Genomic DNA, 15738 nt, shown 5'->3' with positions numbered 1-15738 from the left:
AAAGTGCGCAGCGGTTTTCCCTCGCGACAAACGCGGAGCGCGTTTGCGCGGAGATCATGCTCAAACAACAACCTAAAGCGCGATGACGATTCATCCCAATCTCATCGCGCTTTAGGCAAGATGACTGGCCAGCCGGAAGGTCTCTCAGCGAGCTCGGCAGGGCGGGCCGATGATCACTTCCTTACGGCAGCGACCCTCTAAGGTCCGCGACACCAAAATCTACCGTGGCTCCGCCACCGTTCTCAGAAGTCGTCTGGGTGCGGGCCTCGCTGTGCGCTGACACAGCGATGACCCGGTCGCCTTTCTTCTCCGCCAGTCCGACATTTCGAGCGAGGATCGCGCCAAGCAAAAGCATCGTGACCATCAGCCCGCTCACGGACGCAGTCACATAAACATTGGACCAATTGCGCATCACTACACCACCCATGCGCATCGCCCCGGCCCGATGCAACATGCGTCGTTGAGTCGTTAGGCGATTTGGTGGCGCGGCAGTGGCGTTCTGGAGTTCACCTCACTTGTTACGCGGTGGCGGCCACTCGTTGCATGTTCGTGGCGAGCGGATTGCTTTGAGCAGCCTTTCCTGTGGACCGCCGCACTTCCATCACAGGAGGCAGCATGGACTCAGGCATACTCCGAAATTGCGCGGCTTGCTCTCCCGGCCGCGCGGATCTGGCCTGGAGCCCCGGCTGTTACGGTCGGGGCTCTCTTTGGAGCGGCTCTCTGAGACCGTTCAGCTTGGCCTCGGACGGCGGTCTTGGTGCTGCCAGTCGCCTAAGCCACTAACCCGATCACTAGCTCCGTCAGAACTGCTGACGTTGCTATCCGCTTCCGGGATTTCAGCGCTGTTCGTCTGGATCAGACATAGCTGTTTCTGCATCTCGACGAGGCGCGCGCGGCCATACTGCCACCGGATAAAGCCGCAGCCGCGCCGTGCTAATTGTTGCGCGCAGCTCAAATGACGACAATTCCGGGCTGCATCGTGCGCGTCGGACTGAAGCATCACTTGCGCTGATCTGTTTACGGCGACTTCCGCTTCTGGCCCGTCTCGGACCTCACGACGCCGAAGCAGAATGTCCGCCACTGAGGTGAGAGCTGAAGTCCGCTGATGGTCCCTAGTGAGTGAAATGGCTTATAAAGGCGCTTCCACGTGTTAACGTGATCATCACGAACGATCACTGCTTACAGTCCCCTGCTACTACCCAACCTAAAAAATCTATTGTGTGTTCAACGCATTACGTGAAGCGATAGATTCATCCACAATCACCCCTCAGGCGATCCCTCGCCGTCACAGGCCGACATCCAGATGACCAAGGCCATCATCGACATCGCAAAGCCGCTCGGCATCGCCGTGCACGACCACATCATCGTCGGCAAGAGCAGGCATGCCAGGCTGCGCGGGATGCGGTTGATCTAGAGCCTCAAATCAGATGACAAGGACACAATGAGCGACTGGCTGCACAATCTGCCGGTGCCTGCAATGGCGCTGGTGATCTTTGGATTCACGTACCTGCTCGCCGCGGCCATCTTCGCAGGCATCGCGCTGGTCGCAACGGAGGAGCGCGCGAAGTCGCTGAAGGCGATCTCGCCGGGCATGCTGCCGGTGCTCGGCATCATCTTCGGCCTGTTCGTCGCCTTCATCGCCGCGCAGGTCTGGGGCGACAGCGACCGCGCCAGCGCTGCGGTGAGCCGCGAGGCCAGTGCGCTGCGCAGCGCCGTGCTGCTGGCCGCCGGCCTGCCGGCGGAGCAGGAGACGAAGCTGCGCGGCCTGGTGCGCGACTATGTCGGGCAGGCCGTCGCGGTGGAATGGCCGATGATGGCGCATCAGGAGGTGTCGCTGAAGGTCACACCGCCGGCGCTCGCCGAAGCCCTGCAGTTCGTCGTTGCCATGACGCCGCAAGGCCCCGGGCAGGCGAATGTGCAGCGCGAGCTCATCGCCGCGCTGGAGCAGGCGCTGGACGCGCGGCGGCAGCGGATCATCGTCAGCCTCGCCGCAGTGAACCCGGTCAAATGGTGGTGCCTGTACCTCCAGGCGGCCTGCGCGCTGCTGGTGATCGGCCTCGTTCATTGCGACAACCGGCTGGGATCGGCAATCGCGATGGGCCTGTTCGCCACCGGCGTCGCCACCTCCGTGCTGCTCATCGCCGCGCATGACCGGCCGTTCGCCGGCCAGATCTCGATCCAGCCGGAGCCGCTGCTCCAGATCATGCCGGCAGACCCCGGCAAGAGTTGAGCAGAGCGGCCGCCCGAGAGGGCATCTCACCGGACGAGTTGCCATCCCTTCGGCGTCCAGCGCAGCAGCGTGCCGGACAGCGGCTTCGGGGCGCGCGCCATCATGTTCCGGGCCAGCGTCCGCAGCGCGTCGATCGCGGCACTGCCGTCTTCGCTTGCATAGAGCACGAGATCGGCCGACGGCGCCGCGACGATCAGGACACCGCCCTGGGCCTGCGCGAGCGGCGCCCAGCTGTCGATCAGCGCGAGCCGGCTGGTCTGATAATAGTCCCCCGTCAGCGTGCCAAACTGTCCTGATGGGACCGCTTTTGCAACGGTCGTGAGCGGCTTCACGCTGCTGCGCAGATTGGCGATGGCGATGTCGAAGACCTGGTCCTGCGTCAAGCCGAGCGCGGCACGATCCTTGTCGTTGAACACCTTGACCGCCCGCGGCGAGTCCAGCACCGGGACGATCACCAGCCCCTCTGCCAGGGGCCGCGTCTGCGCCGGGCCGCGCGCATCGACCTCCCGAAGCGCCTGCCGCATGTAGTCAGCCGAGCGCACGACCACGCGAAGGGCTGCTCGGGTCGGCGGATCGTTCCGGCTGCTCGCCGTTGCCTTGACGCCGCTGACATAGGCGCCGATCTCCCTGGCGCAGCCGCCCGTATTGGCCTTGCAGAAGGCGTAGATGCGGTCGATGTTGGTTTGCAGTGGACCGACCGACAGCGTCAGCGGTCCCTTGATCACGACCGGGGTGTCACGAATCTCGGCGCGGATACGCTCGGCCACGAAAGCCGTAAACGCGGGTTCGTCGGCTGGAATCTGTTGCGCCCGGGCAGCCCCGGCTCCGACGAGATCGCCGGCCACGATCGCGGCGATCAGCCACCGGCATATGCGAGATCGGATGCTCATGCGAACCACCAGCTCGGGAGAGCGGCTCGCCGGCCGATACTCACCCCTCCGCGTCCAATCTACTGCCGGGCGCCGTCAATCCTGTGGGCGCCGGCGGTTGATCGATCAATAGCAATAGCGTTGGCTGACCCGGACGTAATAGCCGTCGGGACGCTGCACATAACAGCCGCGCTGATAGGCGTAGTAACCGGAGCGGCGGCGCTCGCCCTCGGAAGCGATCGCAGCGCCCGTGCCGGCACCGACGACGGCGCCGATTGCGGCGCCGCGGCCTCCGCCGAGCGCACCACCGAGGATCGCCCCGCCGACACCGCCGATGATCGCACCGCCGATGGCATCCTGGGCTGCAGCCTCATGCGCCGGCATCGCCATCGCGACCGTCAGACATGCCGCGATTCCAAAACTTCCAATGCGAAGACCTCGAAGCATGCTCGCCCTCCCTGTGATGAGCCAGTCATAGCGCCGGAAGCGGATTCGGACCAGACAAATAGCCGGCAGCGCGGCTCGCGACGCCTACGCGATGGCGCCGGAGGCGCAGCGCGAAGACGGCTCAAACCATGCCGCGAGCGACGCACAGGCCGGCCAATCGGACGTCAGGGATAGATCCAGCGCTGCACGGCCTCGGCGGTGTCGGCCGGCGTGAAGTTGAAGCAGATCGCGGCGTCAGGCGCCAGTTGATGGACGAGGTTGAGCACCTTCTCGAACAGCAGCGGGCGCTCTTTCGGCTCGCGCAGCCCCGCGCCGATCACGATGCAGTCGAAGCGCTCGTCGCGCAGTGCGGCCGTGACGCCGGCTTCGGCGGTCGCGTCGAGATCGATCAGGCAGCTCGTGACCTCGTAGCCGAGATCACGCAGGCGCAGCAATTGCGCTTCGATGTAATGGCGCACGAGCTCCGGCGTGAGCTGCGGAATGCGCTGTAATCCGCACTGCCGGGTTCGATGCCGATCGCGAGGACGCGCTTGGCCATGCAGGGCTCCCTACCGCATCATCTAAAATGCTAACGGACGAACGACCTTGCCGGTTCCCCCACTGGCGGGTCGCGCCGCCGGCGAAGGCGCGGGTCCCGTCCTGCGGCACATTTTCCCGCCCAGGCTGTAAGCCATTTCACATGCGCCGGGCCGGCAACCTGCCACATTTGCCGGAGATCCCGTTGGAGTCACACCCCTATCACGGCGCCTCGTCCATATCTGACTTGCACGAAATTTCGATAATTCATCAATTTTCGGGAGCGGAAGATGGTCTCATTCGAGAATCTGAAAAGCGAGTACGAGCGGAATTGGTCCAATCTCGAGATCCGGCCTTCCCGCCTCGCCGACGCGAATGGAGTCGCGCGCAAGGCGATCAACGGCAAGGCGACCTATCAGCAGATCGAGCGGCTGACCGGAGTCCCCTGGTATTTTGCCGCGCTGTGCCACTACCGCGAATCCAACTTCGATTTCGACACCTATCTCGGCAACGGCGAAACGCTTCATCGCGTGACGAGCATCGTTCCGAAGGGGCGCGGCCCCTTTACCACGTTCGTGGACGGCGCCGTGGACGCGTTCAGAATCGAGAACTTCATCGGCGCCCACGACTGGGGCATCGCGCGGATGCTGTTCCGGCTCGAGGCGTTCAACGGCTTCGGCTATCACTCGAAGGGCTGCAATTCGCCCTACCTCTATGGCGGTTCGACGCTGTACGGCCCGCCCGAGGCGAGGGCCGGCAAATTCGTCCGCGACCACGTGTTCGACTCGAACCACGTCGATTCCCAGCTCGGCACGGCGGTGATCTTGCATGCGATGATGTCGCTCGATTCCTCGATCACCCTCGACGGTAGCCCGCAATTCGCCGGCCGCACCGAGCCCGAGGACGATGCCGCGTCGACGATTGTTCTGATGCAGCAGGCGCTCAACAAGCTCGGCGCCAATCCGCCGCTCGTCGAGGACGGCATCAGTGGACCGAAGACCGGGGCCGCGGTCTCGCAATTTCAGCAGCAGAACGGCCTGAGGGATACCGGGCTTCTCGACGGGGCCACGGTCGCGGCGCTCACGCGTGCAACGCAGGCGGGAGGCTCCCTGCCGAGTGGCGATATTTCCAAGGTCCTGAAGCGGCTGGAAGACCTCGCACAGTTGCTGCGACCGGCAGCCGGCGGCGTAACACCGGGAACGACGACACCGGGCAACACGCTGCCCGCCACCAACGATCCGATCAGCCTGTTCGAACGGCTCTTCTCCCTCATCAACAAGACGGCGCCCGTGCCAGGACCGGTCAGTCCGACCAACCCGGCCCCCGTCGATCAGTTGAAGCAGGTCGTCGACCTGCTCAGCACCTTGCTCAACAAGGACGGCAAGCCCATGCTCGGCCAGGTCAACGGCGCGCTCGGCGAGACCATCGGCAAGCTGCTCGACGGCAAGAAGACGGCACTTGGCATCGGCGGCTCGGTGCTCACTGCGCTGCTCTCTTCGGTGACCGCGAGCCCGAATGCAGGCGGTATTGCCGGACTGCTCGGAACGATCGTATCGGCGGTGCCGGGCCTCGGCCAGTTCGCGATGCCGATCTCGCTGGCGCTCACGGCCTGGGGCGTGCTCGGCAAGTTCGAGAAGTGGGCGCAAGGCACCGCGCCGCCGCCGAAGCCGACGACGTAAAGCCGTTTGCGTCTTCAGCCGTCGGCATTGGCAATAGCTGCCGCACGCCGCTCCATCAACACGCGCTCGCGCGCATTGTTCGCGAGACGTGCGGCGGTCTCGAACGATAATCGCGCCTCGGCGAAGCGGCCGAGCTTCTCCAGGAGGTCGCCGCGGACGGAATGGAGATGGTGGTAGGCCCCGAGCGCCGGTTCGTCAGCGATCATGTCCACGAGATCGAGACCGGCCTGCGGCCCTTCGGCCATGCCAAGCGCGACCGCCCGGTTGAGCTCGATCACCGGCGAGCGCACCAGCGCCGCAAGCTGGCCATAGAGTTCCGCAATGCGGCGCCAGTCGGTGGCAGCGGCCGTCTCCGCCGTCGCGTGACACGCGACGATCGTGGCCTGCAGCGTGTAGAACCGGCCGGCACCACCGAGCTCGCGCGCGCGATCGAGCGCGCGAAGGCCGCCACCAATCTGGCGCCGGTCCCAGAGCCTGCGGTCCTGGTCCATGAGCAGGATGGGCTCGCCATCGATGCCGGTGCGCGCCTGCTTCCGCGCGGCATTCAGCTCCATCAGCGCCATCAGACCGTGGACCTCGGGCTCGAGGGGCGCGAGCCCGACCAGCACCCGCCCCATGCGCAGAGCCTCGTCGCAGAGCTGCGGCCGCAGCCACTCCTCGCCGCCTGAGGCCGAATAGCCCTCGTTGAATATGAGATAGACGACCTCGAGCACCGAGGCGAGACGCTCCGAAAGCGCCTCGCCGCCCGGGATCTCGTAGCTCAGGCCCGACCGCGACAGCGTGCGCTTGGCGCGGACGATGCGCTGGGCGATGGTTGCCTCCGTGACCAGGAAGGCGCGCGCGATCTCGTCGGTGGTCAGGCCGCAGATCATGCGCAATGCCAGCGCCGCGCGGGCCTGCCGCGGCAGCAGCGGGTGACAGGCCGTGAAGATCAGCCGCAACCATTCGTCACCGATATCGTCGTCGAGGGCGGCGTCGAAATCCGGCATCGCGTCCTGCTCCTGCATCAGCTCGTGCGTCAGCAGGTCCTGCTTGCGGGTGAGCATCTTTGCCCGGCGCAGATGATCGAGCCCGCGGCGCTTGGCCGTCGCAACCAGCCAGGCGCCGGGATTGTCCGGCACCCCGCTGTGCGGCCACGCTTCCAGCGCTGCGACCAGAGCGTCCTGGGTCAATTCCTCCGCCAGCGGCACGTCGCGCAGCATGCGCGACAGCGTGGCGATCAGCCGTGGCTGCGCGACGCGCCAGGTTGCGTGAATCGCGGCGCGGATCGCGTGATCGATGTCGGCGGTCGTCATCGCCGCCGACCAGAGCCCTTTCCGTTCCGATGGAATCGGAACGGGGCTCTAGATTCTTGTTTTGACGCGTTTTCTTGACGCGAAACGGTATTCACTTCGCGAGAAAACGCTCCAGGACGAGCGGTGGTGTCCATCAGGCGTGGGCAGCCACCCTGGACTGCGCGTCGACCTGGCAGGCGATCTCCACGCCCGGCGTGGCGAATGCCCGTAATTCGCAGGTCCCCTCCCAGCCCGGCATGTGATCGAGGTGCAGCTGCATGAATTCCTTCGCCATGGCCACGGCTTCCGCCTTGTCGCGCAGCTCGAAAATGGCATAGCCGCCGATCACTTCCTTGGCCTCGACGAAGGGGCCGTCGATGACGCTGAGCTCACCGTCGACGATTCGCACCCGTGCGCCGGTCGCAAGCGGCATCAGGCCGCCATTGTCGATCATTCGACCGGCCTTGATCTCCCGCTCGGATATGTCCTGCATGGCCTCCATCAGCGCCGGGCTCGGGGCAGCCATCGGCTGGCTGGAGGTGACGATGTACATGAAGCGCATGAAAAACTCCCTTGGCGAGCAGCAGCCGCTCCGGCTGCAAACCGGCTCGCTATGGATGTGACGATTGAGCCTTGGCTAAATCGACATCGACCGGAAGATTTATTGCCGCAGCATGATCAGGGGATCGGCGGTATCGGGGACGCGCCGCCATTGCGCGTTGTCATCGGCCTCGAACTGCCAGGCCTCGCCTGATTTCGACATCAGGACGATCTGGCCGCGCTCGAGCCGCCATTGCGCCGGATTGAACTGAGCGATCGCCGGATCGCATTTCGGCTTGACGAAGACCTGGAAATTGTCCGGGCCGGCTTCCGTGTTGGTCAGCGTCAGCCCGCACACCGGCTGGCCGTTGCCGCGCACCATCGACCAGTCGCCGATCATCTGGTCCATCGACTTGGCCATCGAGCGGGCGGCGGCGAGATCCTGGAGGATGTAGACGCCCTCGCCCTGCCGCAGGCCTTCGAAGATGCCGGCCTCGACCTCGGTGAAGTCGATCACGGCTTCACCGGTCGCGTCCTGCAAACGAACGATGTCGAGGCCCCTGACGCTCCAGGCAACGATATCCTTCGTAAAGGGCAGCGTGGTCTTGCAGGCCGGCTCCAGCTCCAGCTTGAAACCCTGCGCCGCGGCATCGCCCTTCATCGTGACGACGCAGGTCTTGCTGCGCTCGGTGGTCGAGAGCTCCCACTGCCCGGGCATCGTCTTCTTCAGGGTCGTCGCATCCTGCGCATGCGCGATGCCGATCGCGGCCACGCAGGCCGCGACGGCGAATGCAACGACCCGAAGACCTCTCATCAGCGCCCCTTGAACGGCGTTTCCGCAACCGGCGTCAACGGCGCCTTGCCGGCGAACCAGGACTTGAGGTTGTCGACCACGAGCTGATCCATCGCGTTGCGCGTCACCACCGACGCCGAGCCGATATGCGGCAGCAGCACGACGTTCTGCATGGTCTTGAGCTCGTCCGGTACGCTCGGCTCGGCCGCGAACACGTCGAGACCGGCGGCGAGGATGGTGCCTGATTTCAGCGCCTGGACCAGCGCCGCCTCGTCGACCACCGAGCCGCGCGCCACGTTGACCAGCACGCCGCGCGGACCGAGCGCCTTCAGCACCTCGGCATTGATCATCTTGTTGGTCGAGGCGCCGCCGGGCACGATCACCATCAGCGTGTCCACCGCCTTCGCCATCTCGATCAGATCGGGATAGTGCTTGTAGGAGACGTCCTTCGACGGATTGCGGGAGTGGTAGACCACCGGCACCAGCGAGGCATCGAGCCGGCGCGCGATGGCCTGGCCGATCCGGCCCATGCCGACGATGCCGACCTTGCGGTCGCGCAGCGAGCCGACGCTGAGCGGATAGTTCTGCGTCTGCCAGAGGCCGGAGCGGACGTAGCGGTCGGCCTTGATGAACTCACGCACGGTGGAGATCAGAAGACCCATCGCGACGTCGGCGACCTCCTCGGTCAGCACGTCGGGCGTGTTGGTGACGATGATGTTGTGCTCGGCCGCGTATTTGGCGTCGACGTGGTCGTAGCCGACGCCGAAGCTCGCCACCATCTCGATCTTGGGCAATTGCGACAGCGAGTCCCTGTCGGCACGCACGGTGTGATAGGTCACCGCCACGCCGCGGATTTTTTCGCGGATCGCCGGTGTCAGCCGCTCGAGATCGCCCCGGGTCTCCGCCTTGTGCACGACGAAATGATCGGAAAAGCCGTTGTCGAGAATTGGCCGCACCGGCCCATAGATCAGAAGGTCGATCTTTTCGGACGAAATCGAACCGGTAGTCATCAGTTTTCCTTTCCAAGCGCGCTCTCGTGCCAGCGCCGTAAAACGAGGTGGGAAACTAGCGCCAGCACCCCATAGATGACAATCCCGGCCAGCGACAACAGCAGCAGCGCTGCGAACATGCGGGGTATGTTCAATCGATAGCCGGATTCGGCGATCCTGTAGGCGAGTCCGGAGCCTGCGCCGGCCGTTCCGGCCGCAATCTCAGCCACGACCGCGCCAATCAGCGACAGGCCGCCGGCAATGCGCAGGCCCCCGAGGATATAGGGCAGCGCCGCCGGCAGCTTCAGGAAGCGCAGGGTTTGCGGCGGCGAGGCGCCATAGAGCTGGAACAGGCCGGCAAGGTTGCGATCGACCGAATTCAGCCCGAGCGTGGTGTTGGACAGCACCGGGAAAAAGGCAACGATGAAGGCGCAGACGACGACCGCGGTCTGCTGCTCCAGATAGATCAGGAGCAGCGGTGCAATCGCGATGACAGGAGTCACCTGGAGGACGATTGCATAGGGGAATAGCGAATATTCCACCCATTTCGACTGGTTGAACAGCAGCGCCAGCGCGATGCCGCCGATGCTGGCGGCGACAAAACCTTCGAGCGTGGTCAGCAGCGTGGTCGCGAGCGATTGTGACAGCACCGCCCAGTCCTTGATCAAGGTCAGGAAGATGACGGAGGGTGCTGGCAGAACGTAAGGCGGGATGTCCTTGATGCGGACGACCAGTTCCCAGGCCGCGAGTCCGGCTGCGAACACGATGACGGGAAGCACGAAGCGCATCGCGCGTTGCGCGCCGGATGGTTTTGCGGTGACGGTAGCTTGCGCGTTCATAGCATCGATTTTCCCGAATAGGACGGCGCCAGCGCGGCCGACACTTTCCGGCAATAATTGGAATAGGCGGCCGAGGTCCGAAACTCCTCACCGCGCGGCTCGACCGTCTCGATGCGGATATCGGCCTGGATGCGGCCGGGCCGCGCGGTCATGACCACGACCCGCTGCGACAGGTAGACGGATTCGAACACCGAATGGGTGACGAAGATGACGGTCTTGCCCAGGGCTCGCCACAGCGCGAGCAGGTCGTTGTTGAGGCGAAAGCGCGTGATCTCGTCGAGCGCGGCGAACGGCTCATCCATCAGGAGGATATCAGGGTCGGTGACGAGCGCACGCGCCAGCGACACTCGCATCTTCATGCCGCCGGAGAGCTCGCGTGGGAAAGCATCGGCGAAATCGGCAAGACCCACGCTGGCCAATGCCTCATCTGCCCGCGCGCGCGCCTCCGCCTTCGGAACGCCTGCGAGCCTCAAGGGCAGCCGCACATTCTCGCGCACGCTGGTCCAGGGCATCAGCGTCGGCTCCTGGAACACGAAGCCGATGCCATGCCCCGGCAGCACATCGCCCTCGTGGCGCGCCACCCGCACGATGCCGGACGATGGCGCGCTGAGCTCTGCGATCAGGCGCAGCGCAGTGGACTTGCCGCAACCGGACGGGCCCAACAGCGAGATGAACTCGCCCTTGCGAACGGCAAGGTCGAGCGGGCCGAGCGCCATGACGCCATTGTCATACGCCTTCGTCACGCCGCGCAGGCTGACGGCGAGAGCCGTCAGTCCGGCCTCGACCCCGGACGAGCTTTTGACGGATGACATGGACCTTGCGCTACGGCTTGCTCGGGCGCAGCTCGACGCCGACGCCCTTGTTGACGAAGCGCAGCGTATAGGACTTGCGGAAGTCGAGATCCGCCTTCACGACGCCGGCCTTCACCATCTTGTTGAAGAAGGACGTGTAGCGCTCGTCGCTCATCGCGCCGATGCCGTTCTTCAAGGACTCGCCGGAATCGACGATGCCGTATTCCTTCATCTTGGCGACGGAATAGGCGAGCAGCTCGTCGGTCATCTCCGGGTTGAGCTTCTTGATCATGGCATTGCCCGCGGAATTGTCGCGGTAGATGTAATTGTACCAGCCGACCATGGAGGCATCGACGAAGCGCTGCACCAGGTCCGGCTTCTTCTCGACCATGTCGCGGCGGGTCTCGATCAGGGTCGAATAGGTGTTGAAGCCGTAATCGGCGAGCAGCAGCACATTCGGCTTGAAGCCGGCGGCCTTCTCGACCGCGAAGGGTTCGGAGGTGACGTAGCCCTGCATCGCGCTCTTGGGGTTGGCGATGAAGGGCTGCGGATTGAAATTGTAGGGACGGACGTTCTTCTCGTTGAAGCCGTATTCGGACTTCAGCCACTGGAAGTAGCTGGTCATGCCCTCCTTGGAGACGAACAAAGTCAGCGGCTTGAGATCCTCGATCTTGGCGACCTTGGCGTCCGGCTGCGTCAGCATCACCTGCGGATCCTTCTGGAAGACCGCTGCGATGGTGACGACGGGGACGTTATTCGCCACCGCGTCGAACGACATCAGCGTGTTCGCGGCCATGAAGAAATCGATCTTGCCGGCGATCAGCAGCATCCGGTTGTTCTCGTTCGGACCGCCGGGAACGATGGTGACGTCGAGCCCGTATTTCTTGTAGGTGCCGTCGGCGACCGCCTGGAAGAAACCGCCATGCTCCGCCTCGGCGACCCAGTTCGTGCCGAAGGTGACCTTGTCCAGCGTCTCTGCACGCACCGGCGCGAGAGAGACGAAAGCGGCCATCAAGCTCGCCGTTAACGCTCGCCGCAGATGAGAGGGGGTCATGATGGCACTCCGTCGATCGTGGCTGGCCGATGTGAGGGCAACGCGATAGAACCGCATGAAGTTCGGGGACGCGAGCCGGCCAGGCCCGCGTCCCCTGATAACCCCAAAATACGCGACAAATTCGGGCAAAGAAACCACGATGACGCCGTCCCGCGACTGGATCGACATCAACTGGGCCGATGGGAGCCTTGCAGACGTGTCGCGCCGGATCGCGGTGCTGCCGCTGGCGGCGACCGAGCAGCACGGCCCGCATCTGCCGCTCGAGACCGACGTGCTGATCGCGGACGCGTATCTCGCGCGCGTGCGCGAGCTGTTGCCCGCAAATGTTCCGGCGACGTTCCTGCCCGTTGAACCGGTCGGGATTTCCACCGAGCATATCGACTTTCCGGGCACGCAGACGCTGCCGACCGAGGTGGCGCTGAAGCGATGGACCGCAATCGGCGAGGACGTCGCGCGGCGCGGCTTGAAGAAGCTCGTCATCATCACCAGCCATGGCGGCAACAGCGCGGCAATGATGCTGGTCGCGCAGGATCTTCGCGCGCATCGCAAGCTCTTTGTGGTGACGACGTCGTGGTCGCGGCTGTCGGGCGCGGAGAAACTGTTCCCGGCGGATGAAGTGCGCCACGGCATCCATGGCGGCGCGGTCGAGACCTCGATCATGCTGGCGCGCTATCCCGATCAGGTGCGCAAGGATGCGATCGCGGATTTTCCCGCGAGCAGCATCGCCATGGAAAAGCAGTATCGCTGGCTGTCGACGCAGCGGCCCGCACCGTTCGCCTGGCAGGCGCAGGATCTCCACACGAGCGGCGCGATCGGCAATGCGACGCTGGCTGTCCCCGAGAAGGGTGTGCAGCTCGTCGATCAGGGTGCGCGCGCCTTTTGCGAGCTGCTGGCCGAGGTCGATAACTTCGACGTGAAGAGGCTCGCCAAAGGGCCTCTCGGCTAGCTCGCATCCGACTGGAATCATTCGGGAAACAGCCGATCTGCACGCTCACTTTTGCTGGATTCGAACCGGACGCGGCAAGCCTCCGTCCAACTGGGCACGCGGGCCACAACGGACCGCCTCAACCCGGATGGAGTTTCACATGTCGATCAAGACCAGGATTGCCGCCGTCGCACTCGCTGCCCTCGCCGTCACCGGCAGCATCGTGTCCACCACCTCTTCGGCCGAAGCCAAGCAGCCCGGCTGGGTCTGGGGTGTGGGTGCCGGCATCGCCACCGCCGCCGTCGTCGGCTCCGCGATCGCCGCCAGCAACGACCCCTATTACTACGGCTATCACCGCTGCGGCTGGGTCGCCCAGTACAACGCCTTCGGCCAGTACGTCGGCCGCGTTCGTACTTGCTACTGATTTGAGTACCTGAGGCCGATCTCACGTGGATCCCGCGTTCGACACGGGCGCCTCATCCACCCCGTGTCGTGCCCCCGACCCGCCCGGCTGTCCCCCCGGGCGGGTCATTCATTTTGGACCTGAGAATTTGTTGCAGCTCCGTCACACAAGAGTGCGAACCATCCCCTGCGGCAATCCGTGCCAGTTGCTATTGCGAATTAATCGCAATAAGGTTTGTAACAAGCACAGGGGCTTGGGAAGAAATCGCGTCGAATCGGGATCGTCTGGTCCGATCGCGTGAACAACCAAGACTTCGTGACAGGGTCGCCGCGAATCTGCAGGGATATCGCGGCGAATAGGACACATTCGCGTTTGGGGGCGTGCGTTTTGAAGTTGAGAGGTCACCGGCACCGGTATTTGCGAACGGCCGCGGCGATTGCCTCGGGCGTGCTGGCTTTTCCCGCCGCCGTACACGCGGCCGATCTGCCGCTGAAGGCGCCGGCGCTGAAAGCGGTCTATGACTGGACCGGCCTCTATATCGGCGCGCATGCCGGCTACAGCCGTGGCTCGTCCAGCTTCGCGCTGAACGACGGCACCGCGATCAACGGCAGCGGCGTCTTCAGCGGCATGATCGGCGGCGTGCAGGCCGGCTACAACTACCGGCTCAACTCCGGCTGGCTCGTCGGCGTCGAAGGCGATTTTTCGTTTCCCAATTACATCACCTCCAACTCGATCGTTTCCTTCCTCGCGACACCTGCCAACACGGTCATCCAGCAGTGGGACTACACCGCCAGCCTGCGCGGCCGCGTCGGCTACACCAGCGGTCCATGGCTCGTCTATGCCACCGGCGGCTTTGCGTGGATGGGCGAGCGCTATTTCGACACGCCGGCCGCGGGCGACGTCCCGAAAATCCTGAACACGCGGCCCGGCTGGATCGCGGGTGCCGGCATCGAATACGGCTTCGCGCCGCATTGGAGCGCACGGCTCGAATATCTCTATAGCCGCTTCGACGGCGCCAACGTCGCCTTCTCCACGGGGGCCCAATACACCTCCTCGTCGCTCGACTTCCAGTCGATCAGGCTCGGGCTCAACCGCAAGATCGATTGGCCGGGCATGCCGAGCTACAATCCGAAGAGCTCCCTGATCGACACGGAATCGGATCGCTGGGAGATTCACGGTCAGAGCACTTATCTGCCGCAAGGCTATCCGTCGTTCCCCGCTCTCTACAGCGGAACAAACTCGCTCTCGCCTTCAACCCAGGCCAAGGCGACCTGGAGCAACAGCCTGTTCCTGAACGCGCGGCTGTGGGACGGCGGCGAGGTCTATTACAATCCCGAACTGCTCCAGGGATTTGGACTGAACGACACGGTGGGCGCGGCAGGCTTTCCCAACGGCGAAGCGCAGAAATCGAACTTCCCCTATCCGCATTACAACACCTCGCGGCTGTTCGTGCGCCAGACGTTCGGCTTTGGCGGCGAGCAGGAAGAGCTCGCGAGCGGCCAGTTGCAGCTTGGGCAAAAGGTCGACGTGTCCAGGCTCACGGTGCAGGCCGGCAAGTTCGCGGTGATCGACGTGTTCGACGGCAATGCCTTTGCCAAGGACACCCGCAAGGATTTCATGAACTGGTCGCTGTGGGCGCCGGGCGCCTTCGACTATTCCGCCGACAAGGTCGGTCTCACCTATGGCGTCACCGCCGAGCTCAACCAGAAGCAATGGGCGCTGCGCGGCGGCTATTTCCTGATGGTCGCGGAGTCCAATTCGAATCATTTCGACACCAGGGTCGGGGAACGCGGTCAGTACGCGATCGAGCTGGAGACGCGGTTCTCGCTGCTCGGCCAACCTGGCAAGCTCAGGACCATGGGCTGGGTCGACAGCGCCAACATGGGCAGCTTCCGCGAGACGCTGGACAATCCTGCGCTCAATCTCGACATCGCGCAGACCCGCCGCGGCCGCCTCAAGGTCGGCTACGTCGTCAACCTCGAGCAGGCGATCACAGAAGATATCGGGCTGTTCGGCCGCTGGAGCTGGAACGACGGCAAGACCGAAACACTCGCCTTCACCGACATCAACAGCAGCCTGGCCGGCGGACTGTCGATCAAGGGCACGAAATGGGGCCGGCCTGACGACGTCGTCGGCATCGGCGGCGCGGTCAATGCCATCTCGCAGGATTATCGCGACTTCCTGGCCGCCGGCGGCCTCGGTGTTCTCATCGGCGACGGCGCTCTCAACTACCGCAAGGAGCGCATCCTTGAGGCCTACTATGCCTATTCGGTGAACAAGAACGTCACGCTGACCGCGGACTATCAATTGATCACAAACCCGGCCTATAACGCCGACCGCGGGCCGGTCTCGATCTTCTCGGGCCGCCTGCACGCAGAGTTCTAGCCCA

The 15738-nt window shown here is 64.3% G+C and carries 15 protein-coding genes and 2 pseudogenes; 6 read left to right on the top strand and 11 right to left on the bottom strand.

Translation table 11 applies throughout. The features are described from left to right. Positions 1-181: 181 nt before the first annotated feature. Positions 182-427, bottom strand: a complete 246-nt coding sequence (locus AB7245_RS03770) for a hypothetical protein (protein ID WP_135215889.1) — start codon at positions 425-427, stop codon at positions 182-184. Between the two features lie 825 nt (positions 428-1252). Here AB7245_RS03770 and AB7245_RS03765 point away from each other — a divergent pair. Both AB7245_RS03765 and AB7245_RS03760 read left to right on the top strand, forming a co-directional pair. Next, a pseudogene (locus AB7245_RS03765) lies at positions 1253-1414 on the top strand (JAB domain-containing protein); the annotation flags it as partial. 27 nt (positions 1415-1441) lie between these two features. Next, a complete protein-coding gene (locus AB7245_RS03760; protein ID WP_085402671.1) occupies positions 1442-2230 on the top strand; it encodes a DUF4239 domain-containing protein in 789 nt (262 codons plus the stop codon). A gap of 26 nt (positions 2231-2256) precedes the next feature. Here AB7245_RS03760 and AB7245_RS03755 read toward each other — a convergent pair whose 3' ends face one another. The 3 genes and pseudogenes from AB7245_RS03755 to AB7245_RS03745 form a co-directional block, all read right to left on the bottom strand. Continuing rightward, positions 2257-3120: a hypothetical protein gene (locus AB7245_RS03755; protein WP_244623292.1), complete on the bottom strand. Its 864-nt coding sequence runs from the start codon at positions 3118-3120 to the stop codon at positions 2257-2259. 105 nt (positions 3121-3225) lie between these two features. After that, positions 3226-3546: a hypothetical protein gene (locus AB7245_RS03750; RefSeq protein ID WP_063980706.1), complete on the bottom strand. Its 321-nt coding sequence runs from the start codon at positions 3544-3546 to the stop codon at positions 3226-3228. A 164-nt stretch (positions 3547-3710) separates the two neighbouring features. Next, positions 3711-4084: pseudogene (locus AB7245_RS03745) on the bottom strand (hypothetical protein). Positions 4085-4352: 268 nt separating this feature from the next. On the opposite strand from AB7245_RS03745, the gene AB7245_RS03740 reads away from it, so the two are divergent. Continuing rightward, positions 4353-5741 carry a peptidoglycan-binding protein gene (locus AB7245_RS03740; protein ID WP_085402672.1) on the top strand — a complete coding sequence of 463 codons (1389 nt, stop codon included), beginning with the start codon at positions 4353-4355 and terminating at the stop codon, positions 5739-5741. 14 nt (positions 5742-5755) lie between these two features. Here the strand turns inward: AB7245_RS03740 and AB7245_RS03735 are convergent, their stop codons facing one another. From AB7245_RS03735 to AB7245_RS03705, 7 genes are all read right to left on the bottom strand, one after another. Further along, the gene (locus AB7245_RS03735; RefSeq protein WP_085402673.1) at positions 5756-7036 is read right to left on the bottom strand and encodes an RNA polymerase sigma factor; all 1281 of its coding nucleotides are present in this window, start codon (positions 7034-7036) and stop codon (positions 5756-5758) included. Between the two features lie 133 nt (positions 7037-7169). Beyond that, complete coding sequence (locus AB7245_RS03730; protein WP_085402674.1) at positions 7170-7577, bottom strand: YciI family protein; 408 nt, start codon at positions 7575-7577, stop codon at positions 7170-7172. A 99-nt stretch (positions 7578-7676) separates the two neighbouring features. Continuing rightward, on the bottom strand, positions 7677-8369 hold the full coding sequence (locus tag AB7245_RS03725; RefSeq protein ID WP_085402675.1) for an AprI/Inh family metalloprotease inhibitor: 693 nt from the start codon (positions 8367-8369) through the stop codon (positions 7677-7679). Further along, a complete protein-coding gene (locus tag AB7245_RS03720) occupies positions 8369-9358 on the bottom strand; it encodes a 2-hydroxyacid dehydrogenase (RefSeq protein WP_085402676.1) in 990 nt (329 codons plus the stop codon). Before AB7245_RS03720 ends, AB7245_RS03725 begins: the two co-directional genes overlap by 1 nt. Then, entirely contained in the window at positions 9358-10176 is an 819-nt protein-coding gene (locus AB7245_RS03715) for an ABC transporter permease (protein WP_085402677.1), read from the bottom strand. Before AB7245_RS03715 ends, AB7245_RS03720 begins: the two co-directional genes overlap by 1 nt. Then, positions 10173-10988, bottom strand: a complete 816-nt coding sequence (locus tag AB7245_RS03710) for an ABC transporter ATP-binding protein (protein WP_085402678.1) — start codon at positions 10986-10988, stop codon at positions 10173-10175. The genes AB7245_RS03715 and AB7245_RS03710 overlap by 4 nt, the downstream gene beginning before the upstream one ends. A 10-nt stretch (positions 10989-10998) precedes the next feature. Further along, positions 10999-12021 (bottom strand): ABC transporter substrate-binding protein, encoded by a 1023-nt coding sequence (locus AB7245_RS03705; protein ID WP_085402695.1) that lies wholly within the window; start codon positions 12019-12021, stop codon positions 10999-11001. Between the two features lie 139 nt (positions 12022-12160). On the opposite strand from AB7245_RS03705, the gene AB7245_RS03700 reads away from it, so the two are divergent. The 3 genes from AB7245_RS03700 (at position 12161) to AB7245_RS03690 (ending at position 15734) form a co-directional block, all read left to right on the top strand. Then, entirely contained in the window at positions 12161-12967 is an 807-nt protein-coding gene (locus AB7245_RS03700; protein WP_063980697.1) for a creatininase family protein, read from the top strand. Positions 12968-13094: 127 nt separating this feature from the next. Continuing rightward, positions 13095-13370, top strand: a complete 276-nt coding sequence (locus tag AB7245_RS03695) for a hypothetical protein (RefSeq protein ID WP_354097903.1) — start codon at positions 13095-13097, stop codon at positions 13368-13370. Positions 13371-13766: 396 nt separating this feature from the next. Beyond that, the gene (locus AB7245_RS03690; RefSeq protein ID WP_439033893.1) at positions 13767-15734 is read left to right on the top strand and encodes a carbohydrate porin; all 1968 of its coding nucleotides are present in this window, start codon (positions 13767-13769) and stop codon (positions 15732-15734) included. Positions 15735-15738: the final 4 nt, after the last annotated feature.

Source organism: Bradyrhizobium sp. 604_D8_N2_3 (assembly GCF_051810765.1).
In the GTDB taxonomy this organism is placed as follows: Bacteria; Pseudomonadota; Alphaproteobacteria; order Rhizobiales; family Xanthobacteraceae; genus Bradyrhizobium; species Bradyrhizobium barranii.
Note: the sequence above shows the minus strand (reverse complement) of the source record. Positions and strands in the feature narration are given on the sequence as shown.

Bases quoted from the DNA above. Each gene is read 5' to 3' on its own strand.
- AB7245_RS03740 (WP_085402672.1), top strand. From the start codon at position 4,353: ATGGTCTCATTCGAGAATCTGAAAAGCGAGTACGAGCGGAATTGGTCC.
- AB7245_RS03720 (WP_085402676.1), bottom strand. From the start codon at position 9,358: ATGACTACCGGTTCGATTTCGTCCGAAAAGATCGACCTTCTGATCTAT.
- AB7245_RS03705 (WP_085402695.1), bottom strand. From the start codon at position 12,021: ATGACCCCCTCTCATCTGCGGCGAGCGTTAACGGCGAGCTTGATGGCC.
- AB7245_RS03750 (WP_063980706.1), bottom strand. From the start codon at position 3,546: ATGCTTCGAGGTCTTCGCATTGGAAGTTTTGGAATCGCGGCATGTCTG.
- AB7245_RS03760 (WP_085402671.1), top strand. From the start codon at position 1,442: ATGAGCGACTGGCTGCACAATCTGCCGGTGCCTGCAATGGCGCTGGTG.
- AB7245_RS03730 (WP_085402674.1), bottom strand. From the start codon at position 7,577: ATGCGCTTCATGTACATCGTCACCTCCAGCCAGCCGATGGCTGCCCCG.
- AB7245_RS03770 (WP_135215889.1), bottom strand. From the start codon at position 427: ATGGGTGGTGTAGTGATGCGCAATTGGTCCAATGTTTATGTGACTGCG.
- AB7245_RS03710 (WP_085402678.1), bottom strand. From the start codon at position 10,988: ATGTCATCCGTCAAAAGCTCGTCCGGGGTCGAGGCCGGACTGACGGCT.
- AB7245_RS03725 (WP_085402675.1), bottom strand. From the start codon at position 8,369: ATGAGAGGTCTTCGGGTCGTTGCATTCGCCGTCGCGGCCTGCGTGGCC.
- AB7245_RS03700 (WP_063980697.1), top strand. From the start codon at position 12,161: ATGACGCCGTCCCGCGACTGGATCGACATCAACTGGGCCGATGGGAGC.
- AB7245_RS03755 (WP_244623292.1), bottom strand. From the start codon at position 3,120: ATGAGCATCCGATCTCGCATATGCCGGTGGCTGATCGCCGCGATCGTG.
- AB7245_RS03715 (WP_085402677.1), bottom strand. From the start codon at position 10,176: ATGAACGCGCAAGCTACCGTCACCGCAAAACCATCCGGCGCGCAACGC.
- AB7245_RS03695 (WP_354097903.1), top strand. From the start codon at position 13,095: ATGGAGTTTCACATGTCGATCAAGACCAGGATTGCCGCCGTCGCACTC.
- AB7245_RS03735 (WP_085402673.1), bottom strand. From the start codon at position 7,036: ATGACGACCGCCGACATCGATCACGCGATCCGCGCCGCGATTCACGCA.